The following is a 25,678-nucleotide window of genomic DNA, read 5'->3' as shown; positions in this document are numbered from 1 at the left end:
CATCCAGATAGACATAGAGTGCGATCAGAAGGGCGTCTAAGTCTGTCTTCACACACCGACCATGGACGCCCTTCGTCATGCCCGCAGCCGATCACGGAATTTCACATCAGCGATCTAGCCTTCACCAAGGAGTGGGGGCGCCGATCCGGAGTGAACCCGATCTGGTACATCGACATCACTCCTGGGCACGATTGGTTGACTGTCCCCATCCAGCGGCTCGTCCAGAACGCCCTCGCCGCACCCGCCCAACCGTTCACACAGCCACATGGTGACCTGCCTGACATCCTTCGTCTCACGCCCTTCATGGAACAGATGGGAAGCGGAGTTCGATCTAGCGACGGCGTGGTCTACCGCAAGGACTTCTCCTGGGAACGAGAATGGCGCCACTGCGGCGATCTTGCGTTCACACTCAGCGACGTGACGGCCATCTTCGCGCCGGAGGCTGATCATGATCAGTTCGCTGCGGATATACATGCAATCCACACTGGCGACCAGCCGATTCCATCGCTCCTCGATCCGAACTGGAGCCTCGAAAGAATGATCATCGCGCTCGCTCGTCCCAGCAGGCGAGACTGACGGCGATTTTTTTGCCAGACTGCCCAGTGGGGCCAATGCCACAAGGCGGCGCCGCATTGGGTGGCCCACACCATGGCCATCCATTCTTTGTGCGGGCGAAGCGCTAGATGTGCGTCTTGGACAATTGCGTGTCTGTGCTCGGAGATTCACCAGTGTCGTTCTTCCGGCGTGAGCGCCTCGTGCCCTGACCGGCCTGATTTCTTCTGCTTGGTGCTTCATCAGGGACGGGAACGTGGCGGCTTACGATGACGACATCAGTGGTGTTCGGAAGCCTACTCATGGATCTTCGCGTGATGCCATGTTTCTACACGGATAATGTTCTACGGGAATGTCACGTCGCTGCGACAGGAAGCCCGTTCCCGGTGAGAACGCTCTCAGAAGTGTGGTCACAATGCTTGGAGTTGAAGCCCCATCGATGTTTAACCGCACGTCGTGCACGATCGACCCTGCTTGCCACTGCTCCTATCCAATAAGCCCCTGAACAGGCCGCATCATGGAGGGCTACAACCCTTACTGGGCTACATGGGCGGCTGGGTGGCCAAGGGCATTGTCTGAATCTCAAAGTCAATGGGGCAGGTGGGGTTACCGCTATCAGCAGCCCGATGATCATCCAGTGATGTAACCATCCAACCACGGGATATCTCTGACCTGGGCAAGAAAGTGCTTATTAGTGCCACCTGGGCGTGTTCAGCCATGTCTTGTAGACGATCTATCGCACAATCCACCATCCCCGGGGTAAGGTGCCGGCCTACCCCTTCGTCAACGAGAAGCAAAGTGGGCTCGACACGCGCATGGTGTCGGGCATGAAAACCAACCACTTCCCACAAAATCGCACTCTGCATTGATGCACTAAAGCCGTGAAAGTTTGACCGATCTATGCGCCCATCTACTTCCACCGTCCAATCGACTTGCGCACCTGAAATCCGCACCTCCCTAACAAGATTGCTCGACTCGGCGAGCATAATCAGGGTGGCCTTCATCGCGGATACGCTGAGGTCGAGCATCTGGGCAAGAGAGACGAGATTAGTAGGTTTTACACTGACTTGATCGTCATCAAGTAGTATCGTCTTGTAGGGGCGGGCGACATATGGAACCAATTGTCCATCAAGAACATGGGTTACATTGCCTGAACGGCCTGTGGTGGAGACATCGTGGGCATACGGGTCAAACCATCGAACCTCGATGTCCACATCACGACTGCGAGAGAGTTTTGCCACATGGTCGGAATCCGCCACGCTGGCGAGAAGACGCGCCAGAACAGACTTACCGCTGGCATTCGGCCCCGTGATGATATTTCGCATGGCAAGATCAAACTTTTTCCCCGCCAAAGCTCCCGGCGCAGAGTTTACCGATATGGATTCAACCAAGCCATATCGGTCTCGTGCGCTCCCATTTACCTCGGCGCTTTTCCTGGCTTCATGTAGCCGCTTCCATCCTTTGAGTTCTGCAGCCGAATAGGCGCGACCTTTATCGGAGTCGATTTCCTTGCCGTGGGAGTAGCAGCACCAGATACCGTTCTCAGGTTCACGCCGCTCAGTAGTCGAAAGACCGCCAGTTCCGCGCGGACCATCAGGCGAGGCGGCATATATATGGGCAGCCATGCCAGTGTTCGCGACTTGCGTTCTACCTGGCCCAGGACCCACCGTCAATCGCCCGCAATTCAACACTGAACACTGATACCCGGCCCGTTCCGCGATGACCTTCCGAGTTGCCGCCGAGAACTCAGCGCGCTGCCCCATTTTCCCAGCACCCCGTTTCGCCTGCTCGGTGAATTCCATAGTACCGGTGGCAGCGTTGCATCAGAGGGCTTGCAGCAAGAAGCTGGCTACTCCGCCAGCCCGCCTGTAGAGCCTCTAGATCTAGCAACCCAGCTCATGGGTTCAGCCAGCCTCTACGGCGAAGAACGAAGGAGCGCTGACGGCAAAATGATGAGCAGTAGCGTCGCCGCCTGTGGGCTCCGACCTGCTCTGGAAGCGGTTGTGCGCAGACCTCGCAGCATCCGTCCGGGAGGGGGGCGACAAGACCATCCAGCAGGCGATTAACCCCCTCCGCCTGTTCCGGAAGCGGCTCGTCGTCGGCCCGGCATCCTTCGTACTTCAGCAATCGGGCGAACACGTCACGAAGTTCGCCCAGGTCGCGACGCCTCGCGCCCAGCAGCGCGAGATAGTCCTCCAGCGGCCAGGTGATCAATGTGCCGGCCCTGGACAGATAGATGCCGACCGCGTCGATCCGGTAGCGGTCGGAGTAGTCCATCAGTGTGTAGCCGAGCAGTTGATACACGGTGGGCAGCGGGAAGTTGTGGACCCGGCGGGTGCTCTTGATGTCCACCAGCGTCCCTTCGATGATCAGGTCAGCGTCGGCTGCAAGATCTGAGCTGCCGTCGAAGGTGCTGCCTGAGGCGCACGCTTCCGGCTGGGAGGCGAGGCGGAGTCGCTCCAAGGCACTGTTCTGCGCAGCATGCAGCTGCGCGAGAAGGTCATCAACCAGATGACGATGCGGGACTGCCAGAAGCCGGTCGAAGGTGAAGGTGGCCGGCGCCGTGACGGCGGCCTTGACGAGCGGGGTATCGGGGAAGGCGAAGGGGTTGCGGTAATTGAGGGCGTACCACGCGGCGGCTATCAGCATGCGCGCCAGATCCTCTTCCTCGTCCTCCGCGCGAAGCATGGGCTGGTTCCGGTCGTCCAACTGCATTCGCGTCACGGTGTCAGTCAGGCGCTGAATGAGCTGCTCACCAACCTCCGCAAGAACACCGGCGAGATTGTCCCGTCCCCGCACGCCAGCAGCGGCACGGCAGTTGTCCCAGCCCAGAAACGTGGCAGCGTCCAGAGACGGTACGCAGGTGAAGGACAGTCGCAGTCGCTGATCTATGGCGGTACCGACCGTCCCCGCCTCGAAGCCGACACCATCTCCGGGGAGAATCAGCGGCCCAGCGGGAAGCTGCCCCCGATAGGTCTGCCGGAGACGCCGAACCCCGGCGGTCAGCTCGCGGTCGAGAAACAGCCGTAGTGGAGTCCGCGGGGACACCAGCCCATGTGTGAGGCTCATGCGCGCGACGATAGAACCCGCCACTGACAATCTGTCCCCATCGAACTACAGAACGCAACCGTGTGCGGTGCCAAACCGGTATCACGAGCCTGACCTGTGGCTTGGCGTCGTCTATGCAGCTTGGCGGTACTCGTTGATGAGACCGCCAATGGTATGTCGTCGCTGTATTCGAGCGGTGAGATCGACAACCTCGGCTGGATGCGTGGGTGGCCGTAGCGACAGCGCCTGGTGCGGCCGATGCTCCGAAGCAACACCGGGTTGTGTGGCCTAGACGCTGCTTGTCCTCGTTCATGGCCATTCAGTGCGGGCTGTCTCGCCCCAATCCGGCACCCAATCGTGCAAGACTCAACGGGTGGAGCAACTGATCGTCAGCGTCGAGCAGGACCACCTTGAGAGATTGGTGAAATCTCCTATTATCGGGGTGGCTGAACTCGTATGGAACGGTCTCGACGCAGACGCGTCCACGGTGGCCGTGGAGTTGACCACCAACACACTGGGCGGCATCGAGAGCGTCACGATCACCGACGACGGTACGGGAATCACGCTTCATCAAGTGCAAAAGTACTTCAGCCACCTCGGCGGATCGTGGAAGAAGCTCGCAACGCAGACCGACGGCGGACGACTTCTCCACGGGCGTAACGGCCAAGGCCGCTGGACGGCCTACGGCATTGGCGAACAGGTCCAGTGGATGACCGTTGCTGACGACATCCAAGGTCAGCGCAACTACATCGAGATCACTGGCCGCCGTAGCGCGCTCAGGGAGTTTCAGGTCGGTTCACCCATACCGGTGACCGACAGCAGCACCGGCACGCGGGTGCTGATCACCAATCTCACCGAAGCAGCCCAGAAGACCCTGCTGCGGGACTCGACCGTCGACGAGCTGACAACGGTCCTCGCCCTCTACCTCAAGCAGTACCCCGTCAAGGTCCTTTGGCAAGGAAACCCCCTCGATCCAGCCCGGCTGCAGTCCAGTCTCCACCAGGCCGAGTTGGACGTCGCCGGCCTGACCGGGATCACCCTGACCGTGATCGAGTGGAGACAGCCCGTCAAGCGAGCCATGCATCTCTGCGACACGTCAGGGACATCTCTCTTTCAGCTCCCACCGGGTATCCAGGCCCCAGGCTTCGAGTTCACCGCGTACATCACTTGGAAGGGGTTCCGGGACTCAATTGCCGATCTTGCGCTTGCCGAGCTCGGGCAAGAGCCCCTCGCCTCCATAGTCGATGCCGCCAAGGACGAGCTGAAGCGACACTTCAAGGAGCGCGCGGACGAACGCGGCAGCATCCTGTTGAAGTCTTGGAAAGACGAGCACAGCTATCCGTTCAAGGATGAGCCTCGAACGATCATCGAGCGCGCCGAGCGGAACCTCTTCGACCTTGTCGCGGTGGCCGCTGCGCCAGCTGTGGAAACAGCCGATACTCGATACCGCAAACTCTCACTCAGGCTCTTGCGCGAAGCCCTGGAGAAGAGCCCAAGGTCTGTCCATGACGTCCTCCGCGAGGTTTTGGACCTTCCCCCTGAGCGGCTTACCGAGCTTACCCAGCTGATAGAGCGCACCTCGCTCAGCGCCATCATCACCGCCGCCCGACGCATCACCGACCGATTGGACTTCCTCACCGGGCTGGAAGAGATCGTCTTCGACAGAGAGCTGAAGAAGCACTTCCTGGAGCGTAGCCAGCTCCACCGAATCCTGGCTGCGGAGACATGGGTCTTCCGGGAGGAGTACGCCCTCACCGCGGACGACGTGACGCTGAAGACAGCACTGCGCGACCACATTCAGTTGTTGGGCCGAGACGAGCTAACGCCCGCCGAGGTAGACGCCGCCGAAGTGCTGGATGAAGACGGGCGCAAGGTAGTTGTTGACATGATGCTGAGCCGTGTCGTCGAGCAACGGCGCAACCACCGCGAACACATCGTGATCGAGCTGAAGCGCCCGAATGTCCATGTCGGTATGGACCAGTTCTCGCAGATCCAAAACTACGCCACCGCCGTCACCATGGATTCCCGATTCGCGCGTATTGACTGCAGGTGGGAGTTCTGGATTGTCGGAGACATGCTGAAACCAGCCGTCGAGAAGATGGCGAACCAGAAGGGACGTGACCCAGGCATCGTCGTCGAAGGGGAAAGCTTCGTGGTTCGTGCTGTGACATGGGCCGAAGTGATCCAGGACGCACGTCACCGACTCGCATTCGTTCGCCAGGCACTCGACTATCAAAGCACCAACGACACCGGCATCCAGTACTTGCAGCGGGCTCATAGTCAACATCTTCCTGATTTGATCGTCTCTCCCGCCGTACCAGCTCCGCGTGCTGAGGTCAGTAACGAGCTATCCAATGAATCGATGACCGATGGTCCGCCTCTTGAGCGATGACCTCGCGCTACCCTCGCCGTCGGCGAAGCTCCATAGACACGTCTTGAACTTTGAAGAAGGTTGTTCGAACCCTCTGTAAGATGCCTTGCTTCCGACTTTGATCATGTGTGCGGCTGCACAGACGTAGTCAGGTAGGCCAAAGACCGTGGTGTCCGTCTCAGAGGCGCACCGATTGATGCACACTAGTCGAGTGGATGTCTTCGTCGGTGAGAGCGGAACGCAATGGGCCTACGATCAGGGAGCCCGAATCGGAGATCTCGGCGGCTTCGGCGAGGTCTACCGTGGTCAAAGCCCTGATGGGATGCCTATTGCGGTGAAACATGTTCCCTTGCGCAGAGGTCACCCCGCGGAAAGGCGGCGCCGCGAGCGAGAGGTTGAGATTGCTCAGGTTCTCGCAACCACCTCAACCGCTCATGTGATGCGCGCCCTTGACGTAGGGCACGTCAATGATGATCTATTCCTGGTGATGCCGCTGGCAGATCGATCGTTGGCTGGCGCGTTGGAGTCCGGTGACCTCGGTGAAGCGGCACGAGTTGACACCTTGCGCCAGATCGCGCAAGGTCTTGTCGAGTTGGCAGAAATCTCGGTGCTACATCGTGACCTCAAGCCAGCAAACGTCCTCCAGGTTGCAGACCACTGGCAGTTGGCTGACTTCGGTATCGCGCGCAATCTCGAAGAGCCCACCGGCACCTACACCTTCCTCGGCGCTGGAACCATGCCCTACATGGCTCCAGAGCTTTGGCGAGGCCAGCCCGCAACTGTTAAGACCGACCTGTACGCCCTGGGCGTCATCGCTTACGAACTCCTGGCCGGGACACGTCCATTTACGGGGGAAGACGAAGCGACACTCCGACACCAACACCTGCAGATGGCACCACCTCCACTGGAGGTGCAGCCGGCTCTCGGACGGCTGACGCTACGCCTGCTTGCGAAGAATCCAAGCGAGCGGCCCCAGGATGCTCGCGCTGTAGTGGAGGCGCTCGACGCAGCTTCCACGCGGCTCACGCCAGGGCAGCAGCGGCTCAGCCAGGCTGCTCTTAAAGCGCAAGAAGATCGTTCCCTCATGGAAGCGCGTCAGGCTGCTGACGCCCTCAGGCGAGCATCCGAGCAGGACCAGGCGAGCCAGGCAATAAATGACCTTGCACATATCCTTGAGGAAACTGCGGACATTGTGAAGGAGGCGCTTCCCGAAGCCACCCTGGAGAAGGCGTCTGGCGTGCCCCGTTGGGAACTCCTCTGGGCGAGCCATCGTCTCACGATTGACGTTTGGCCCCAGGGGAGGTGGGACGGTCATCTCCGCAGTGGCGACCACGACCCACTCGTCGAAGGCGGAGCCATCTTTTCGGGGATCCTCATTCTGGGGAACATTGTATGCGAGGTGTACGAAAACCGACTAATCTGGCATCTATTGCGCTTTGAAGAATGGCCAAATCTCCGTAGCTACGATTACGGTCCACGAGACCGTCCACACGGCTTCCGTCGCCAGGACTTTGAACAGCAAAGGGGCCTTATGCTCCAAACTGGGACGCAGGTGTGGACTCTCCAGAAAACCAAACTCACACCCGACGCAGTGATGGACCTTTTCAAGGAAGCTATCGAGCTGAAATGATCGTCTGGCACAATCTGTCCCCTCGCACCGGGAATCCTGCGGACGAACGCGAACCCTGCTGCGTGTACCGCTTCAAAACTCGTACACAGGGTTTGAGCTGTGGTGTCACCCGTTGGCTCAGCCACCTGCCTGGAGATAGTGCACAGGCTTGCGCCCGCAAGACGAGAGGGATCCCCACTCATGACTCTGGATCGCCGCGGCAGCCTCTACCACTCCCAATGGGCCATCACGCCATACAGTAAGATGCTTGCAGGACCTCAGCGACTCGACGCAACACCATTGCCTTAGGGCAAGAACAGGCAACGACGTCAAGTGCAGCCGGCCAGCCGAGAGACGGTCCACCTGAACCATGCGCGTCGAAAGGTCAAGTGTGCGTTATGGTGCACCGGACCGCACGATGAGTGCTCGTCGCGTGCTCTTCGGCCCGCGATACGCCCCGCCACCGGACGGCATTGTTGGACATTTTGAAACCGACAATTATCGCCTGAGCGATACGATTTGGTACTCAGGAACAATTCCAGGCATTGAATCTGTCGTCTTTTAATCCGTAGGTTCCGGGTTCGAGCCCCGGGCGCCCTACCACTCTACACCCCATCTGACCTGGGGTTTCTCGATTCTCAGCTTGTCTCTGAGAGGCGAGAATGGTCGAGTCGGTGCTCGCATAGTGCTCTTCGGCACGCGTCCGGCATGCGGGCGAACCTACGGTTGGCATGTGTGCGCGCCCCCGGACCCCGCAGGTCAAGCCAGACCCGCCAGCAGCGCAAGGGCCGGGCATGACAGAAGGGGTCAGGGGCGACCCATGTCCAACCTGATCACAGACCCGCCCAAGCACCCGTAAAACCGCTTTCGGCCAGGCGGAGCATCGTCGTCGCAGTTGCCCCGCTCTGCACCCATCTGTTCCCTCGCGCGCCAGCGAGCGCGCAGAACGAGGTGAGGCACGCCGGTCACGCAGACAGGCCTTGCGAGCCGCCTCGAAACTTGGCAGGTCAAGCCAGACCCGACAGAAGGGCAAGGGAAGGGCATTGCAGAAGAGGTAACGGGCTGCTCGTGCACGGCTTGATCGCAGGCCCGTCCAAGCACCGGCAAAGCTGCTTCGGGTGAGGTGGTGCAGCTTTCATAGTGGCTGCCGTTCTGAGCTCCTCTGCGGAACGGATCTGCGCATGATCGTTCGCTTTACTCTTGTGGGATGTACCGTCTTGGCCCTGCTCGCCACTCCGGCGGCGGCTGCCGCCCCTGGCTCGGGCTGGAGCAGCGAGCCAGGACTTGAACGCCTGCTTTGAGCGGCCCTCGACCATGTCCAGCAGCCGAGCGGGTCCGGTGCCGTCACGGATGCCGGTCAGGTCGATGATCACGGTGACGTACTTGTCGCCGCGGCGGGTGTGGCGCCACACGTGCTCGTCGACCCCAATCGCGGCCACGCCGTAGAACCGGGTGGCGTCGTTGATCAGCACCCGCTTGCCTTCGGCCAGGACAGCGTCGTTGGCGGTGTTCCACGCGACCCCGAGTCCTTCGGCGACCCTCGCGAAGGTCAGGTGCTGACACACGATCGCCTCGAGTGCCAACCGCAGCCCGCGACGCGACAGCTTCGCTCGCGGCTCAGCCGCGAGTCCCCGGAGGCACGCGCGAGCTGCACCGATCCTCGTGCTGCTGCGTTCGCGCGGCGGCGAATGGTCCTGACATAGTACGGTTGCGGCCATGGTCCCCCCAGAATGGTTGTCGCCGCCTGTGCGCTGATGTTCTGCTTCGCAGGGCTCGCCGCACTTTCCGCTGCGACCAGCGCACGAGCGGTAGCCGACGCCTCGCTACTGGAAGAGATCAAGAAGATACGAGCCGATCACGAGTTCGCCGACACCTACGGCTCACCGAGGGTCCATCTGGAGTTGCGACGGCGCGGGATCTGCGTCTCACGCAAGCGGGTCGAGCGGCTCATGCGAGCGGCCGGGCTGCAGGGCGCATTCATGCGCAAGGGCTTCAAGACCGGCTCAACCCGGCAAGATCCACGCCATCAGGCCGCGCCCGACCTGGTTGGCCGGAACTTCTCCGCGCCAGCACCGAACCGGCTGTGGGTGGCGGACCTGACCAGGATCCTCACCGGCGAAGGCGTGCTGTGGCTGGCCTCGGCCCGCGATGCCTTCGCCAACCGGGTCGTCGGCTGGAAGACCTCCGACCGGGCCGACACCGAGCTGGTGCTCGGCGCGCTGGAGTTCGCCTTGTGGAGCCGCGACGTGCGCGCAGGACAGCTCATCCATCACTCCGACAAGGGATGTCAATATACGGCGATTCGCTTCACCCAGCGCCTGGCCGACGCCGGCATCGCTCCCTCCACCGGCAGCGTCGGCGACAGCTTCGACAACGCCCTCGCCGAGAACCTCTGGTCCACGATCAAGGTCGAGCTGGTCTACCGCGACACCTGGGCCACCCGCGAGGAAGCCGACACAGCCCTGTTCCGCTATATCGATGGGTGGTACAAACCCCGCCGCATCCAAAAGGGCCTGGGCGGGCTCTCCCCGGACGAGTTCGAAGCCGCCTGGTACGCCCAGCAACACGAGCTACCCGACACCGTCAGCGGCCACACCGAGCTGACTCAAACCAGATAGGAATCACTCCGGGAAACCGGGGGAACCTCACGCAAGACCCAGCACCCCGTCAAGCGCTGGCGGCCCAAGATTCACGAACCGAAGATCTAGCCAGACTTGTCCAGGATGTATTGAGACTGTCGTCCATGTGATGCAACAAAACTGTCAAGGAGCTCCTGAGACCGCACACCACACCTCCTGGCGCAAACGCCTCCAACTCGACGAGCCCCTGCCAGGCTTCCGGCAGTAAGGCGAAGCGCTGCGGTTCTTCGGGATCGACGACCGCCCACCCTGCTCCTGCTCGGACGTGGTCGCCGCCGCCGTTCGCCGCCTCCTCCAAACCCGGCCGACAGCGCCGCTCGCCGTCGTCCGCTACCACCACCAGGCAACCACGGCGCAGAAGGAAGCCGGGCAGGGCCGCCCCAGCCCTGCCGCGACCGTGCTGCAGCCCGTCAGCTTCTACCTTGCGGACGCGCCGGACGCCGCGGCGTATGAGGAACTGCGTCGAGGCTGCGAGACAGCGATGCGCAGGCTGATCGCCGAAGTGGAGAAAGAGGTTGAGACGACAGTCCCAAAACGCGATCCCGAGACCGGGGAGACGCGGTCACCTGCACGGCTCACCAGCCTGCGGAAGGTATCGGTCCGGCTGATGCTCGCCGCCCGGGGCCTCCCAGGCCGGCCCATCCACATCACCGGCGGTGTGATAGCCCGTATGGGCATCGACGCCGCCTCCCGTCGCAAGGTCGACAACGTGATCCTCGACGGTGTCGAGTACGCCCAGGCCGTTCACGAGCAGCCCCACCGCGCCCGCCGGGACATGCACGACCTCACCCGCTAGGGCGGTCTGGCGTTGGATCAGGATGCGTTCGGCTTTCCACCGGACTTGCTGGGCGACAGCCCAGCGAGAAGGTCCTGCACCTCTTTCCGCTTACAGCCTCACGGAGCTGACGACCTCATGTTGACCACACATGTCACACCCATGGGGTAGCTCGCGAGGCGCTACCGATCGCAGTCTCCGGCTGCGGGTCGAATCCGGCCGGCTCAAGGATGAAGTTCCATTTACCGCTGGCTCCGCGAGTCAACGTACCTTGCGATGATCACGGACGAGCCTCGCCCGCCGCCTCGAGCGGCAAGGAACTCATCCAGTAGCGTGAACAGGGTTGATACCATGTGGGAATTGGATGGATCGTCGGTTTCTCTATGTTGCTCACTGTTAGTAGATGATAGTCGAGCGGCGTTTGATACGAGAACCGGCCATGCGGGGCCCGCCTCGCAGGCAAGTCTTGTTGCGAGCCACTCGGGAAATCCGATCAGCAAGCCCCATTCATTCCCCGCGTCGCATCCGTTTATGAAGGCTACGGCTTGTTGATAAGACCCATCCAATCCGTAGCTGTTTGGGCGTTTGTGGATATCGACAAACAGTTCTCTGTAATTCACGCATGCTCGCTTAGTCCAGCGGGTCGAATTTCAGGACATCGCCGTATTGCCACCGACCTCGGTATTCGTCTACGGGTTCTCCATGACGGCCGGTCCATGCATCATAGACCCTGCCGTTCTTGACTACCACGTCATGGTGACCCCACCCTGTGTCACGGCCTCGATACTTGCCCAGAAAGGGTGCTCCATCTGAGTCGGTAATCCTGTGCCTAGTCCCGCCGATCTTTCTTTGGATGTTCTTGGCGACATCCTCACAGCCGCTACTGTCGCAGATCTTATCGGGATCCGCAGGCTTCCAGTCTGGGCCGAGATCCCCACAGTCGCGCCCAGGCCCAGCGTTGTGGACGAGGACCGGAGTCTCGCCCGCCAGTACATAGTACGTATGGACGCCGGCGACTGTCAGGTTGTGGACGCGCTGTGTGGCCGTCCACTTCTTGATCGCTTGAACCTGGACGTAAGTGCCGACGGAGGTGCGGAGCCATGTTCCGCTCTGCAGGTCGCCCGCGTGCACCCATTCACGCAGTGTCGGTATCCAGAACGGATGGTTTTCTGTAGTCGTGATCGCGGTGGAGCTGGCCCCATTCTCGTCGACCGTATTCACGATGATCTGGACGAGGTTCTTCGCTCCCTGGCTGGATAGTGGCGCCGTCACGGCTCGGGGTGTGGTCTGTCCGGTTTTCGGGTCTGTGGCCAGGACCTTGTCGCCCGCCTTCACTTGCTCGATCGGTTTCGCTGTGCCGTCGGCCATGAGGACCTGGGTGCCTGGGATGAAACTGCAAGGCTTCGACTTGCCCCGCAAACGGATCTTCCCGAATTTGTAGCCTACGGAGACGGAGCCGAACCTGTCGTCGCCTTTGATTGTGTCGAGCGTGTGCCGCCACGCCTCTGTGTCTTCTTTCCTGATGTGTGCATCACGATTGAAGTATTTGGACCGGTCTTGCTCGCGCTTGATCCAGGCGTCACGCTCCTTCTTGGTCTTCTTATCTTGCTTCTTTACGGCTTTCTTATGCTTCTTCTCCAGCGCGATTTCATATTTCTTCTTTTTCTGGCCGCTGGGCTTGTGGGTCTTGGAGAAGGTCTTGTCGGATTCTCGGGTTCCGGTGTCGACGCGTCTGCCGTCGGGGTCGGATTGGTCGATGGGGTTGTTGGCGGCGTAGGAGTAGGGGTTGGCCCATTCGGGGGTGCGGAGGTCGAGTTCGGGGTCGGTGGAGATGAATTTGGCGATGGTGGGGTCGTAGTAGCGGGCGCCGAGGTAGACGAGGTCGGTGGCGGCGTCTTCGGTTTTGCCGAGGAAGCCGAGGTCGGTGAAGGGCAGGTCGTCGGTGCCGCGGCGTTTGCCGAAGGGTTGGTAGCGTTCGCGGCTGACGGCGTTGGTGGTGTCGTTGACGGCGAGTTGGGTGCTGCCGTGCTGGCCGGTCAGCAGCCAGGTCAGGCCACCGGGCTCGCGCATGGCGATCTTGGAGCCGTCGGAGGTGGTGTAGTAGCGCTTGCCGTTCACCTGGCCTGCGGCGAGGCGGAGTTCCATGGAGCCGAGGTAGAGGGTGGTGCTGCCGTCGGGGTCGCGGCGCAGGAGGCGTTCGCCGGCGGCGTCGTAGATCATGCCGGTGCTCTGGCCGTCGACGGTGGCTTGGGCGAGTTGGCCGAGTTCGTTCCAGTCGAAGGTGGCTTGTTTGCCGGCGACGGTGCGGGCGGCGAGTTGGCCGGCGTTGTCGTAGGCGTAGGTGTCGGTGCCGCCGGGGCGGGTGATGGAGGTGACGGCGTTGGGGCGGACGGCGGTGGGGCCGGAGGCGGGGTAGGTGTAGGTGGCGGTTTGCCCGGCGTCGGTGAGGGTGGTGATGTTGCCGACCGGGTCGTAGGTGTAGGCCTGGCTGTAGGGGTCGGGGCCGAGGGCGTCGCCGGTGCCGGTGCAGGTGGCGGCGGTGGTGGTGTAGGCGGTCTTCAGGCGGCGCAGGCCGTCGTAGGTGAAGCATTCGGCCTGCGGCGTGGGGTTGGTGGCGGCGTCCAGGATGCGGGTGATGTTGCCGGCGATGTTGTAGCCGTAGCGGTCGTCCTGGATGGTGTCGGGGCTGGTGGTGTCGGCTTTGGTCTGGGTGTGGACGCGGGAGAGCCAGTCGGTGATCGGGTCGCGTTCGAGGGTGCGCTTGAGTTTGCCGCCGGCGCCGTGGCTGCGCGAGGCGAGTTTGCCGGTGAGGGTGAAGGCGGTGGCGTGGACGTAGGTTCCGGCGGGTGAGGTGAGGTCTTTGGCGAAGCCGAGATCGGTGTAGCCGTAGGTCAGCTTCTCCTCCGGCAGCCCGCCGGCGGCGGGCAGCGTCTGTTCGCGCAGGTTCCCGGCGGCGTCGTAGAGCGAGGTGACGGTGTAGTCGCGGCCGAGAGCGCCCTCGCTGACCGGGATGGAGACCTTGGAGCCGGTGACCTGGTAGTCGTGGTCGTAGGCGGTGATGGCCTGGGTGTAGGGCTGGCCGCCGGTGATGCGGGTGGAGGTGGCGGGCTGTCCCTTGGCGACGGTGTCGTAGGTCCATTCGGCGAGCTTGGTGCCCGTGACAGGTTCGCCTGACCATTGGGTGCGGCGGCGGCCCAGGTCGTCGTAGGTGTAGGAGATCTTCTGGCCCTTGCCGTTGATGCTCGAAAGCATCCGCCCGGCCGGGTCGTAGCCGTAGCTGGAGGTGCCGGCGTCGGGGTCGGTGGCGGCGGTGCGCCGGTCCTGCCAGTCGAAGGTGAAGGTTCGGACGTTGCCCTTGGCGTCCGTCATCTTGGTCAGGTTGCCGGCCAGGTCGTAGCCGTAGCCGGTGTCGTGGTGAGTCGTCGTGTCGGCCCACTCTTCGACCATGACGGGCTGGCCGTCGATGTCGGACACGGTGGCGGTCTTGCCGCCGAAGGGCGGGGTGACCTCGGTGCGCTCCGCCCCGGGATAACTGGTGGTGGTGCGGCGCAGTTCGGTGGCCAGGTTGTAGGCGATCGAGGCGACTTCGCGTTCCTGGTCGTCATAGACGGTCTTGGTCCACTGCGGCAGCGTGGTGAGCGCCGGGTTGACCAGGCCACTACCGGGGGCGCCGGTGTTGTGGGCGGGCTCGGAGACCGCGGCTTCCAGCCCCCGCGCGTCGTAGACGGAGGCGATCACGATCCGCCCGCCCTGGGGGGAGGCGGTCTGGGTTTCGCGGGTGCGGCCGAACCCGTCGTCGTAGCTGACGGTCGAGGTGTAGGTGCTGCCGGTCAGCAACTCCCGGACGGTGGTCTTGGCCGGGCCGGTGGGCTGGCCGAACCCGTTCCAGGGGATGTCGTAGGCGGCGGTGGCGCTGGCGGGGCCGTTGCTGGGCTGGCCTGGTTTCCACAAGGCGGTGGTACGGCCCAGCGCGTCGTACCCGACCTCGGTGATCTTGTTGTTGGGGTCGGTGACCGAGACCGGCTCACCCAGCCGGTGCGACAGCTTGGCGACGCTCTGGTAGCCGAGCGGATCGGTGGTGGTGATGCCGTCCTTGGGCCAGCCCACCGCCGGCGTGTAGGCGGTGGTCGTGGTCTTGTTCAGGGCGTCGGTCGAGGTCAGCGGCCGGCCGTACGCATCGAAAGTGGCCTTGACCGTCGAGAGCGCGGACGCGCTGGAGTGGGTGCGGACCTCGGTCGGGTTGCCGTCACTGGGCTTGTTCGTGGCCGGGTCGCTGCCCGCGTCGTACAGGGTGATCTGTTTGCCGAACAGGGCGCCGGTCGTGCAGTCGTCGCCCGCGCGTTCCTCGACGACGGATGGGAGGCTGACCAGGTATTGGCCGGGGTCGGTGTTGCGGGCGTAGCTGGTGGTGGTGCAGGTGTTGTCGGTGGTGAGGCCGTCTTGGCCGTAGTCGTTGACCTTGACCGGCTGGCCGTCGGCGTTGAAGGCGGTGCGCAGGTCGCTGTAGCGCCAGGCGCCGGTGGAGATTTTGTCCCGGGAGCGTTCACGGGTGCGTAACACCTGGGCGGGATCCTTGGTGCCGGGCCCGTTGCCGGCGTTCTGGAAGGCGTACTCGTACCGGGTCGCGTCGACTTCCGTGTAGGCGCGCGGGTTGAGCGCGGTCATCGTCCACGACTGTTCCTGCAGTACCTCGCCCTGCAGCAGCGGCGCGTCGGTGATCGTGGCGCCGTCGAACGTGGTGACCTGGCCGCCGGTGCCGCGTAAGAACGTGCGCGAGGTGACGGTGTAGCCGGACGGGTCGTCCCCGGATCCTTGCAGGGTGCGGACCTGGCCGTAGCCGCGCCAATCCGTCGCGGGCGGCGCCTGGTCGGGCTGGGCGAACTGCACCGGGTCGGTCCAGTTCGGGCTGCCCACGAACTCGTAGGCGTTGACCACGTCCGGCGAGCCGCCGACCATGTCCCGCTCGACGACCTTGGTGGCGAGTTGCTTGAACAAGCGGGTCCACGCCTCATAGCCGGAGCCGGGATCGCTGCCCATGTCCACCTGGTAGCAATCACCGATCTTGTCGGTCAGGTAGCTGGAGCCGTCGCGGCCCTTGCCGCCGCCACACGGGTCGTTTTGCGCGTAGGTGACCTCGACCCGGCCGCCCATCCCGTTGGCGATGCCGGCGACGCGTGGCACCATCCGCCACGACACCTGACTGGGCCAGTCGGAGTTGGAGACGTAATCCATCTTCCCGGCCAGCATCACCGCGTCGAAGTCCAGCGGCGGCAACGTCACCTGCGGGTCGGCTGCCAGCCCGGTCTGCTGCACGGTGTCCAGCCACATCACCGAGTCATACGCAGGCCCCGAATCGGTGCGCTGATACATCCACGTGTGGGTGAAATCCAGCCGATCCACCGGATCCCACACCCCGGACGTCGGGTTGACCGACTCCGTCGCCACCGAGGTCAGCTTGCGGGTGGAGTAGAACGCGAGCGCGCCGTTCGTACAGCCGACCGCCTGCGCGCACAGCAGATCCGTGGGCACGTCGTCCCCACCGCGCGCCGCGGTGACCAAACTCGTGCGGGCCGTCGGCGTACTGCCCGCGACCTGCGTGTTGTGCCCCCACGCCACCGTGTCCAGGAACCCGCCGCGGTCATACGGCAGCACCTTGTACGTCTCATGCGTACACGACGGCAGACAGAAATAGTTCGTCTCCCGCAGATAGGAGTAGTCGATCACGTTCTCGTTGCGATCGACCTCCTGATCCAGGTTCCACCGCCACACCCCGGTACACGTCGGCGGGATCATGTCATTCAGATAGCGGTCGTAGCACGGCTCGCCGGACTCGTTGCCCACGTAGGGCACCTGCCACTGCGCGTCGCGGGTGGAGCCGAACCGCCACACCTGCCCGTCCTGCGTGGTGATCTTCCAGTACGGCTGGCCGTCCGCACCCCCGGCCACCTGCTCGATCCGCCAGCCCAGGTCCGGCACCGTCCGCCACAACCCGGAGGTGCGGTCCTTGACGATCTGAGCCGACCGGCCCCCAGCCGACAGCACCAGCTCCGACTGCGACCTGTCCGTGGTGCCCGGCTCGTTGTCGGTCTCGTCCGGCGACTCCCAGCACAACGCCTTCCCGCCGATACCCCGCTCCTCGGCGGTCCAGATCAGCGCCGCGGTGTTCGGGTCATAGAAGTTGTCCACGATGCAGCGCCGGTAGCGCCGCTCGATGAACCCCGCGCTCAGATCCCAGCCCACCCCCACCACGCCGGACTGGTTGTTGGTCCACCTGCCCTGCCCATCCACCGACGAGGCGTCATACTGCAACGACAGATCCGGCCCGTCCCCGGCCACCGACGGCGGCTCCGGCAACGGCACGTCATAATCGAACCCGCCCCCCGATGTGCCCGCCTGCCACGTCCCGGACGGCTTCAGATCGGTCGCACCCCACGTCCCGTCCGGCCCGGTCATCCCCGGCACGAGCACGTACACCGACCCCGCCGCCAACTGCGCCGCCAGCACCGCATCCGCGCTCCGCGCGGCACCGGTCTTGTCCTTGCTTCCGGCCTTCGGCGGCTTGACCGCCGCCGCAGCCACACCACTTGGCGCCGCCTCGACCTCCGCCACCAACGTCCCCGTTGTGACGTCGTTGACCGAGGACACCACCGCCGGCCGCATCACACACCAGCGCGGACGAGGAACCTGCACCGCACACGCCGGCAACCTCACCACCTGCAGACGGCCGGCAAAGTTCCCGCCATAAGCGTCCCGGAAGCCCGCATAGGAGAACTCCGCCCGCACCTTGCCCGGCACGGAACCGCCATCGGCCCGCACCAGCGTCGCCGCGACCCCCACGCCGCCCAGCGCCCGCACCATCTCCGCGCTCAGCGTCTCCACCGTGATCTTGTCCGGCCCGCCACGCCCGGCCGGCCCCACCCGGACCGGCAACTCGCCGACCGCGGCCAGCTTCCCCACCGCCAGCAGGCTCACCTGCGCGCGTCCCGGCTTCGGCCACACCGGATCCTTCGGCTTCACCCACCGCGCCGAACCCTCAGCCCCCTTGACCGCCTGCTTCACCGGCACCGCCCGCGCATCCACGGACTTCTCCGGATCCAGCCCCGCCGCCGCGGCCCGCTGAACCAGCACCTCCGGCACACCGATGCCCGAGACCACCAGCATCCCGACCAGACCGACGATCAGCAGCGCGAGCCACATCTGGGCATGCCGAACCCGCATCCGAACCTCCGCCAAGGCACGCTGACGCAAACCCCCACAGCAATAGGGCCGACGCGTCATAAAGCTGACATAAGAACGATCAATCGGAATGTCCGCGACAATCCCGAACCCGTCAACGACCGAGAACGCGGCTTTCCCCATACACAGAGTCAAATGTCAGGAGATGACAATTCTCATGATCGCTGGTCAATCAACGATTTACCGTCGTAGCGAGAGGCTCCCTGGGAGAGCAGTGTGATTTGCATCACATGCTAAATAGAGCTATACAAAGGCGGCGCGCCCGCAAGGAACAGCTACCCGAGGCAGGGATTGCACCTGCCGGAACACCGAGGTAAGGAACGCCCGAGCGGGCCATCGGATCAGCAACCGCAACGGGGTGAAAGCGAGTGTAAGGGTGAGGCAGACCACGCGAAGCAGCACGACCGATCATCAAGCCGCACCTGGTGGAGTCTCGTAGGCGGACGGGGTGACGTCCACGGTTGTGGTGTATGAATCGATCTTCGCGTGATCCTGTTTCTGCAGGTTAAGCGGTAAGTGTCTGCGGGAGCTGGTTGGGAGCGGGTGTGTCGCTCGTGATCACCCGCATGCGGGCCTTGGCCAGCACGTCCAGGCCCATGTAGCGGCGGGCTTCGGTCCATTCGTCGGTCTGCTCGGCCAGGACCGCGCCGACCAGGCGGATGATTGATGCGCGGTTGGGGAAGATGCCGACCACGTCGGTGCGGCGGCGGATCTCCTTGTTCAGCCGCTCCTGCGGGTTGATGCCCCTATGGATGTCAAGTCTCGGACCTGGGCGCGCGTGAGTTGGTGATGAGATGGTGGACTTCGTGCGCGATGTAGCGCTTCAGGCAGCGGATGACCTCGCGGCGGGTCTTTCCGCCGCCGGTGCGTTTGCGCAGGTAGTCCTGAGTGCGTGGGTCCCAGCGAAGGCGGCTGAGCGTGATCCGGTAGAGGGCCGCGTTGGCTTGGCAGTCACCGCCACGGTTTAGCCGTCGCCGGCTGGAATTTCCGGATGACGATTCCAGCGGACTCACTCCGCAAAGAGCAGCGAAGGATGCTTCGCTGGCGAGCCTGTCTGGGTTGTCACCTGCAGCGATGAGGAGAACAGCAGCACTGTGAGGGCCAATGCCGGGCTGCTGGAGGAGAACAGGGGCTGCGGCCTCAACAGCTGTCGTGATGCGCTTGGACAGCTCGTTGATCTCTCTGGTCAGGTACTGGATCCGCTCGGCCAGGAGCTTGAGCGTGTAGAGCATGGCGTGCGTGAGATCGGTGGCCGCTGCGAGATCCAGTGCAGCGCACGCGGTAATCACCGTGGGACAGACAGTCCTGCGAGACGATCACGCAAGGCGGGATCAGCAGAGACCAGCAATGCTTTGAGCTGGTTGATCGACTGAGTGCGCGCCTTGATGGCGGAATCCTTGGCGACTTTGAACATTCTCAGCATCTCGACCGGACCATCAGCGCTCTTCGGAAGAGCAGTCGACCAGCGCCAACAACGCCGGCAGTAACAACGGATCCAGCTGCTCAGCGCTCTTACGGCCCCCACCCACCCGCCGAGCTTTCCCGCCAGGCAGCGGATCCTGACCGTCTTCCAACTCGAACACGCCTTTGCGGACGGTCGACTCGCTGACCCCAGCGATCCCGGCGACTGCCCGAACCCCGCCATGCCCGAGCAGCCTGGCCTCAGCCGCCAGCAACAGCCGACGCTGCCGCTCGTTCAGATGCGGCAGCAACACCTCGAACCTCAACCTCAGCTGCTCACGAACCTCGGCAGGCACGGCCATATCACCGCATCAAACCGGAAACCGATAAGCACCGTGTTATTTCCTTACAACTCCAATGGGTGCGGCAGCGTTGCCAGGCCGCGCCCGGCAAACTCGCGCCAATCGCCTCGACGAGCCCGCGGTGCGCGTCGGAGATCACCAGCTGCACTCCGGACAAGCCCCGGGCCACCAGGCCGCGCAGGAACGCCAGCCAGCCCGCGCCGTCCTCGGCCGAGGTAACCTCCAGGCCGATGATCTCCCGCTGCCCGTTGGCGTTGACGGCGGTGGCCACCAGAGCATGCACGTTGACGGTGCGACCACCCTCGCGCACCTCCTGCGTCAGCGCATCCAGCCAGACGAAGGTGTACGGCCCGGCGTCCAGCGCCCGGGTGCGGAAGGCTTCGACCTGCTCATCCAAAGTCTTGGCCATCTGAGAGACCTGACTCTTGGAGATGTGCTTGACGCCGAGCTGCTCGACCAGCTTGTCCACCCGGCGCGTCGAGACCCCCAGCAGATACGAGGTGGCCACCACACTGACCAGCGCCTGCTCGGCCCGCCGCCGGCGCTCCAGCAGCCAGTCCGGATAGTAGGAACCGGACCGCAGCGCCGAGCGCTTCGCGGCCCTTCGGGTGCTTCGCATTGGCGCCCCCACCCCACACGCTCGCGTCTCAGCCGGTACCGTCCACAAGAAGATGCCTCAGGCGGGGGCCTCAGGCTTCAGGATGATCGCGGTGAGCTGCCTGAGGGCCGTAGGTGGGGGGTGAACCTGGCTCCGCCCATCCGCGTTGAGCTGCCGTTCCAAGACCGTGACCTGATGACGCAGCGCAAGAATCTCGACGTCCTTGTCACGATCACTCATTGGCAATAGCCGTAGCGTTGCGAAGGCGTTCGTGACGGTCAGATAGGGCAGACGAAGAGCACGAACGATCATCATGCCGCACCGGTGCTCCTCCACAGACGAGTGAGGAGCGCCTACACACCCCGGGGCTTCGCAAGGCCATGACCTGGCCGGACGGGATTTTCGGCAGGCGCACACTCGGTCGCGGTGGACGTGCCGGAGCTGTGCAATTGCAGGATTCTGCGCCACGCGGCCCGTGTCGCCCTGTGAAGTCCGCCTGCGCGGGACTCTTCTCAAAAACTAATTCTCAAAATAGTTAGATTTCGAGACGGCGATAGACGGTGGCGCGGGAGACGCCGAAGCGGGCCGCTATCTCCTCGACGGCGCGACCGTCGGCGTACAGGGAACGCGCCTGCTCCAGCTGCTCCTGGGTCAGCGCGGCGGGGCGCCCGCCGTTCCGTCCCCGGGCGCGGCCGCGCCGCCTGGGCGGGCCCGGTTCGGCGAGGAGTGCCCGAGCTCCGTCGAGGATGAGGCCGCGCAGCCGCTCGGCGGGTTCGTCGCGGAAGAGCACCACGGGGTCGGCCAGCCCGGCGACCACCTGGGAGGCGCGCACCCGCTGTGCCAGGTCGCTCCCGGGACCGGCCACCAGCTCGTTGGCCAGGGCGATCGCGGCGCGAAAGCGCTCGGCCACCGGAGCCTGCACCAGCAGTGTCATGTCCTTGACCAGCATGGTGAGCGTGCTGCGGTGCCGCAGGTGGACGTCGACGTAGCCCTCGATCGCCCGCCACCGCACCTCGTCCGTGCCGCCGCCCCCCGACTCGGCCTCGGCCAGCACCTGCTCCAGCTCGTCCAGCAGCGGCAGCGTGACGTGGCGAAGGATCTCGTCCTTGGAGTCGAAGTGGTAGTAGAGGGCGGCCTTGGTGATGCCGACCCGGTCGGCGATGGCCTGCATGGAGGTGGCGCGGTAGCCGCGGGCGGCGAACAGATCGCTGGCGGCGTCCAGGATCCGCTGAGATGTCATGAACCTCACCTACCCTCGGTCAGTTTGTTCGCTATATTGCTAACCAGCAGTAAGTCTAGTGCCCTGGAGATGATCCGCATGCGGGCCACAGTTGGATCGAAAAGGAACACATGAGTGAGCAATCGGGTCCGGCCCCGCGCATCCTGACCACGTGGGAACTGGAACAACTCCTGGGGGAGCAGCAGTTCGGCGTGCTCGCCACTGTCAAGCGCGACGGCCCCAACGCGTTCGCCCTGATGGGCCTCAGACAGCTGTACTTCCTCCTCGGCGGCCTCGTGGAGAATCACCTACGGCCTGGCCGTCATCGGCGTGCAACTCGTGCTGCACGCGTTGCACGAGAACGAGCTGCCGTTCATCAACGGCGGCGAACACGTCACCTGGGTTCCTGAAGGTCAACGACTGGATATCGCCGGCCGTCATCGTCACCGTCCTCGCCGTCACCACGGTGGCCAGCCTGCTCAAGTCCAGACGCGACACCCGCCAGCCCGCCGACCAACCGAGCGACTGACCTCGGGCATGGTGAACGCAGGTCCGATCCGCATGCACCACGAAATCGGGTTCGATCACTCGTCTGAGGTGTCGAGGCCGAAGCCGGTTTCTGGAAGAAAGGAAACAACACGCACGATGTTCACCACCTCTCGGCTGACCGATGACCAGTTACATCACGTGATTCACCAGATGTCAGCGATCGACGTGGGGGAATGGCAACCTGCCGACATCGATCGCGTGCTCACCGAACAAGGGTGGCAGCGGCGTGCCGAAGGCGCAGGATCACGAATCCTGTTCTCGACAGGGCTACCGACAGGCCAAGGCTCCGCCTACCCTGACGCGGGGCTCGACTGTGCGCTCAGCATCCCGCTGGCCGTCGACCTGAGCCACGCCGAGGCCACAGAGGTGTTTCGCCAGGCACGACACATCGCCGAGGAGATCCTCGGGCCGGCACCCTGGCTAGGAGGGCCCGGCCCTTGGCTGCGCTGGCGCCGCCCGGACACGACACCGATGCTCTCGTTCGCCTCATACCCGGCAGACGGCACCGGCTGGGTCTACTTCCAGCTTCTGGTGACGGAAGAGTATGAACACGGCGAATACCGTGGTCTCGTCACGCCCTCCCCCTCCTGGTACCGGCTCGTCAACACCGACGCGATCGACGGCCTACTCCGCCGAAGCCGGCAGGCACGCGCCACCTGGAAGAACCTGAGCGAACGCCTTGCCGAGACCCTCGCCACCCTCGTCCACGACACCCGGCTTCTCGGAGACCACTATCCACTGACCCTGCTCATCGAGGAGACGAACGGGGAACGGGAGCCCACGGAAATACCCACCTGCTTCATCAAACTGTCCGCCCTCGTGCTCAGCCTCGAATGCCCAGCCGGGCACCAACCGGACGTGATGCAAGCGATGACCGAGCTGGGCTGGACACCGCCGAGCCCGGCGAACACGGCACCCGAACGCTCCAACTACCACCGCGACTTCCCGATCTCCTCCCCGGACTTCGACGAAGCCGCCCGCCTCGTGGCCGGAGCCATGCGGGCACTGGGTGCGGAGGTCCCGCAGATGACGTACTGGGTAAACAGGAACGGCGAAAACACCGGCATCCGACTTTCCGAACTCGGCCTGAGCCAGTAACCGGCCCGCCCTGCCGGAAGGGGGCGGAAATGACAATGGCGGCGTCGGCCGGCCCGGCATCACGGTCGCCGAAGTAGGCGAGAACGGCCGATTCCAGTGGCGCGGGTACTGAGGTACGGGGCGTGTTTCCTGAACCCTGGGCCAGCGGTCCTGTAGATCCTTGATCATATTTTCTGCGAGCCTCCGGATTGGAGTCGCGGTGGGCCGCCAACGAGCACACCGGAAGTCAAGGAACAAGTGCCCTCATGATGGCAACCCTGTGCAGCAGTCGCCTCGTTACCCGAGGGCGTTGTGTGAAGCCTGTATCAGCCGGGCGACTGACCTGGCTGGACGCCCGATCAGCATGGGCGATGCGGATTTTAGTCGCGGTCTTCTTAGCCTCGGCTTCCGGGCGATCCACGCCGATGACGAGACTGAATGTGAACAGGTCATGGCCGACGGTCTTGTTCTGATCGACGGTGTGCGCTACTGGGCGTGCGAGGGTCACTTTGGCGGCATCGTCGTCCAATCCTGTTAAGGGGTGCATTTCCCTGCGCGTGGCCACGCTCGAAACTGCCGTGGCTTGTTGAATGTCAAGAGGCGCCGTGGCCATGCCCCAGAGAGAAAGGACAACGAGATCCAGCGCAGACAGATAGATTCCGCACGCCCCTTCGAACGAATTGACGATGTAGGCCGGGTCAACGAACTGCTCTGGACCTTTTCGCGCGATGCGCATGAGGTGCTGGCCGTTCATCCCGGACGGCGGAATGTCCCGCGCGAACGACTCCCATACCTACTCGACCGATTGAGGACGGGGGTGAGCTGGCGGACCATCGTGCCGCGAAGAGTTCTCGACAATCCTGCGGCGGCCGACTACTGCCGGCGACTGCATGAGGCTGGGGACCGGCACCGTGTGACCGACGAGACGATCCAGCAGATGGTCATCTTGGATCGCTCGGTGGCGTTCGTACCGACGGTGCCGAACACCGACGGGGTCGGAGCGCTCATCATCCGCCAGGCGGGGGTGGTGGCCACGCTGGTAGACCTCTTCGAGTGGGCCTGGGGGCAAGCCGGCGATCTCAACACGGCGGGCCCGCCTGTCCTTTCTCCGCAGCAGCTGCAGATCCTGCGCCTGATGACGACCATGGTCAAGGACGAAGTCGCCGCCCGCGAGCTGGGGATCGGCGTGCGTACCTACCGTCGGCACGTAGCGGCCTTGCTCACCAAGCTCCAAGCGGCCAACCGTGTGCAGGCCGCCGTGATCGCCAAACAGCACGGCTGGGTCTGACCCATCAGGTGGATGTTGCCGCCCACCCGCGAGCGAGCTCCTTCTACCCGGACCGTTGCGCTCAGGTACGAGCGATGATCTGGCGAGCGGTCTCCAACTGCCGCATCTTGACAGCCCTCAACGCCTGGAACTCCTTCGGGTGGGCGCGTATGGCGGCGTTCTGGATGCGGGTTTCGGCTTCTGCCCAGATGGACACGAGACCGGTTCTCTCCTTGCACCTCACATCTGTCTGAGCTGCCCGGATCTCCCGCGCGGAGGGGTTTGCCGTTGACCAGCGCTTGTCGGTGACCGCCGCGAGAGGGTCCGGGTAGTGGAAGCCCTCGCCTGCCATGCACGTGCTCCAGGTCCGGAACGCCTGGGTCACCTTCACGTCGCGCTGGGAGGCGTCGAAGGTCGCGAAAATAGTCCTGTTGAAAAAGGCGGCGTCGGCTTGGGGCGCTCCGGCGCTCATCCGGGTGCGTGCTTGGCCAAGGCATCGTTTGGCGGCCTCGCGCACGTTCGGGGGACTCTCCGTGGTCCGTGCCAGGTCGTTTGTCTTACGTGCGATCACGGCAGGCCGGTCGGGGGGCGCGTGGTAGCCGAAGACGTCCGCTATCCGTGGCTCGATGACACCGTAGCGACGTCGGTGCGGTGGGGCGCTCTCCTTCTCGGCCGGTCCCGGCAAAGCCTGCCAGGACCGGCCGAGAGCGTGCATACAGTCGCGGACGAGGAGATCCTCAGCGACGTCCAGGGTCATGACCTCGGCCGGGCTGAAGTTGTAGGCATCGAAGGGAAGCCTGAGCCGCTGCGCCTGCGCGCCGGCTTCGGGAGCGACAACCTCCCGCGGATGTCGCGCCTGCGTGCTCGCTGGTGCCGTCGAGCACGCGCAGACCGCTCCGGCGATGAGCGCCAGGGTCGTGCTCCATCGCCGGGCCGGTGTCTTCATCTCCTGCCTTCGCGTGTGTGAGCGTGGTC

General features: G+C 63.8%; 16 protein-coding genes and 4 pseudogenes. 7 read left to right on the top strand and 13 right to left on the bottom strand.

The window, feature by feature from the left end:
- Positions 1 to 576, top strand: a 576-nt coding sequence (locus ACFWYW_RS30655) for a hypothetical protein (RefSeq protein ID WP_379641117.1), incomplete at its 5' end; no start/stop codon positions are given.
- 518 nt (positions 577 to 1,094) lie between these two features.
- On the opposite strand, the gene ACFWYW_RS30650 is transcribed toward ACFWYW_RS30655, so the two are convergent.
- Both ACFWYW_RS30650 and ACFWYW_RS30645 read right to left on the bottom strand, forming a co-directional pair.
- A complete protein-coding gene (locus ACFWYW_RS30650) occupies positions 1,095 to 2,354 on the bottom strand; it encodes a hypothetical protein (protein WP_379618944.1) in 1,260 nt (419 codons plus the stop codon).
- A gap of 94 nt (positions 2,355 to 2,448) precedes the next feature.
- Entirely contained in the window at positions 2,449 to 3,621 is a 1,173-nt protein-coding gene (locus tag ACFWYW_RS30645) for a hypothetical protein (protein WP_379618946.1), read from the bottom strand.
- Between the two features lie 352 nt (positions 3,622 to 3,973).
- Between ACFWYW_RS30645 and ACFWYW_RS30640 the strand changes: the two genes are divergently transcribed.
- Together ACFWYW_RS30640 and ACFWYW_RS30635 are read left to right on the top strand one after the other, a co-directional pair.
- Positions 3,974 to 5,992: an ATP-binding protein gene (locus ACFWYW_RS30640; RefSeq protein WP_379618948.1), complete on the top strand. Its 2,019-nt coding sequence runs from the start codon at positions 3,974 to 3,976 to the stop codon at positions 5,990 to 5,992.
- Positions 5,993 to 6,182: 190 nt separating this feature from the next.
- A complete protein-coding gene (locus ACFWYW_RS30635; RefSeq protein WP_379618950.1) occupies positions 6,183 to 7,601 on the top strand; it encodes a protein kinase in 1,419 nt (472 codons plus the stop codon).
- A gap of 1,250 nt (positions 7,602 to 8,851) precedes the next feature.
- On the opposite strand, the pseudogene ACFWYW_RS30630 reads toward ACFWYW_RS30635, so the two are convergent.
- Positions 8,852 to 9,205, bottom strand: a pseudogene (locus tag ACFWYW_RS30630) (transposase); the annotation flags it as partial.
- 105 nt (positions 9,206 to 9,310) lie between these two features.
- Here ACFWYW_RS30630 and ACFWYW_RS30625 point away from each other — a divergent pair.
- Positions 9,311 to 10,198, top strand: a complete 888-nt coding sequence (locus tag ACFWYW_RS30625; protein ID WP_379618952.1) for an IS3 family transposase — start codon at positions 9,311 to 9,313, stop codon at positions 10,196 to 10,198.
- Between the two features lie 286 nt (positions 10,199 to 10,484).
- On the top strand, positions 10,485 to 11,015 hold the full coding sequence (locus ACFWYW_RS30620) for a hypothetical protein (protein ID WP_379618954.1): 531 nt from the start codon (positions 10,485 to 10,487) through the stop codon (positions 11,013 to 11,015).
- A 609-nt stretch (positions 11,016 to 11,624) separates the two neighbouring features.
- Here the strand turns inward: ACFWYW_RS30620 and ACFWYW_RS30615 are convergent.
- From ACFWYW_RS30615 to ACFWYW_RS30580, 8 genes and pseudogenes are all read right to left on the bottom strand, one after another.
- Positions 11,625 to 18,212 carry an RHS repeat-associated core domain-containing protein gene (locus ACFWYW_RS30615; RefSeq protein ID WP_379618956.1) on the bottom strand — a complete coding sequence of 2,196 codons (6,588 nt, stop codon included), beginning with the start codon at positions 18,210 to 18,212 and terminating at the stop codon, positions 11,625 to 11,627.
- Positions 18,213 to 18,735: 523 nt separating this feature from the next.
- Positions 18,736 to 18,969, bottom strand: a pseudogene (locus ACFWYW_RS30610) (transposase); the annotation flags it as partial.
- A 16-nt stretch (positions 18,970 to 18,985) separates the two neighbouring features.
- Positions 18,986 to 19,462 carry a transposase gene (locus ACFWYW_RS30605; protein ID WP_379618958.1) on the bottom strand — a complete coding sequence of 159 codons (477 nt, stop codon included), beginning with the start codon at positions 19,460 to 19,462 and terminating at the stop codon, positions 18,986 to 18,988.
- 53 nt (positions 19,463 to 19,515) lie between these two features.
- A complete protein-coding gene (locus ACFWYW_RS30600; RefSeq protein WP_379618960.1) occupies positions 19,516 to 19,644 on the bottom strand; it encodes a hypothetical protein in 129 nt (42 codons plus the stop codon).
- A gap of 43 nt (positions 19,645 to 19,687) precedes the next feature.
- Positions 19,688 to 19,993: pseudogene (locus ACFWYW_RS30595) on the bottom strand (ISAzo13 family transposase); the annotation flags it as partial.
- Between the two features lie 49 nt (positions 19,994 to 20,042).
- Positions 20,043 to 20,576, bottom strand: a pseudogene (locus ACFWYW_RS30590) (transposase); the annotation flags it as partial.
- Between the two features lie 93 nt (positions 20,577 to 20,669).
- Positions 20,670 to 20,906, bottom strand: coding sequence for a hypothetical protein (locus ACFWYW_RS30585; protein WP_379618962.1), 237 nt, complete (start codon positions 20,904 to 20,906; stop codon positions 20,670 to 20,672).
- 220 nt (positions 20,907 to 21,126) lie between these two features.
- Positions 21,127 to 21,831: a TetR family transcriptional regulator gene (locus ACFWYW_RS30580; RefSeq protein ID WP_379618964.1), complete on the bottom strand. Its 705-nt coding sequence runs from the start codon at positions 21,829 to 21,831 to the stop codon at positions 21,127 to 21,129.
- A 309-nt stretch (positions 21,832 to 22,140) separates the two neighbouring features.
- Here ACFWYW_RS30580 and ACFWYW_RS30575 point away from each other — a divergent pair, with 309 nt between their 5' ends.
- Complete coding sequence (locus ACFWYW_RS30575; RefSeq protein ID WP_379618966.1) at positions 22,141 to 23,457, top strand: hypothetical protein; 1,317 nt, start codon at positions 22,141 to 22,143, stop codon at positions 23,455 to 23,457.
- Between the two features lie 226 nt (positions 23,458 to 23,683).
- Here ACFWYW_RS30575 and ACFWYW_RS30570 read toward each other — a convergent pair whose 3' ends face one another.
- The gene (locus ACFWYW_RS30570) at positions 23,684 to 24,190 is read right to left on the bottom strand and encodes a hypothetical protein (RefSeq protein ID WP_379618968.1); all 507 of its coding nucleotides are present in this window, start codon (positions 24,188 to 24,190) and stop codon (positions 23,684 to 23,686) included.
- Positions 24,191 to 24,349: 159 nt separating this feature from the next.
- Between ACFWYW_RS30570 and ACFWYW_RS30565 the strand changes: the two genes are divergently transcribed.
- The gene (locus tag ACFWYW_RS30565; RefSeq protein WP_379618970.1) at positions 24,350 to 24,724 is read left to right on the top strand and encodes a LuxR C-terminal-related transcriptional regulator; all 375 of its coding nucleotides are present in this window, start codon (positions 24,350 to 24,352) and stop codon (positions 24,722 to 24,724) included.
- Between the two features lie 61 nt (positions 24,725 to 24,785).
- Here the strand turns inward: ACFWYW_RS30565 and ACFWYW_RS30560 are convergent, their stop codons facing one another.
- On the bottom strand, positions 24,786 to 25,649 hold the full coding sequence (locus ACFWYW_RS30560) for a hypothetical protein (protein ID WP_379618972.1): 864 nt from the start codon (positions 25,647 to 25,649) through the stop codon (positions 24,786 to 24,788).
- Between the last annotated feature and the right edge of the window lie 29 nt (positions 25,650 to 25,678).

Source organism: Nonomuraea sp. NPDC059023 (assembly GCF_042740095.1).
Lineage (GTDB): Bacteria > Actinomycetota > Actinomycetes > Streptosporangiales > Streptosporangiaceae > Nonomuraea.
The sequence above is the reverse complement of the archived record's forward strand: the minus strand, read 5'-3'. Positions and strand labels throughout refer to the sequence as shown.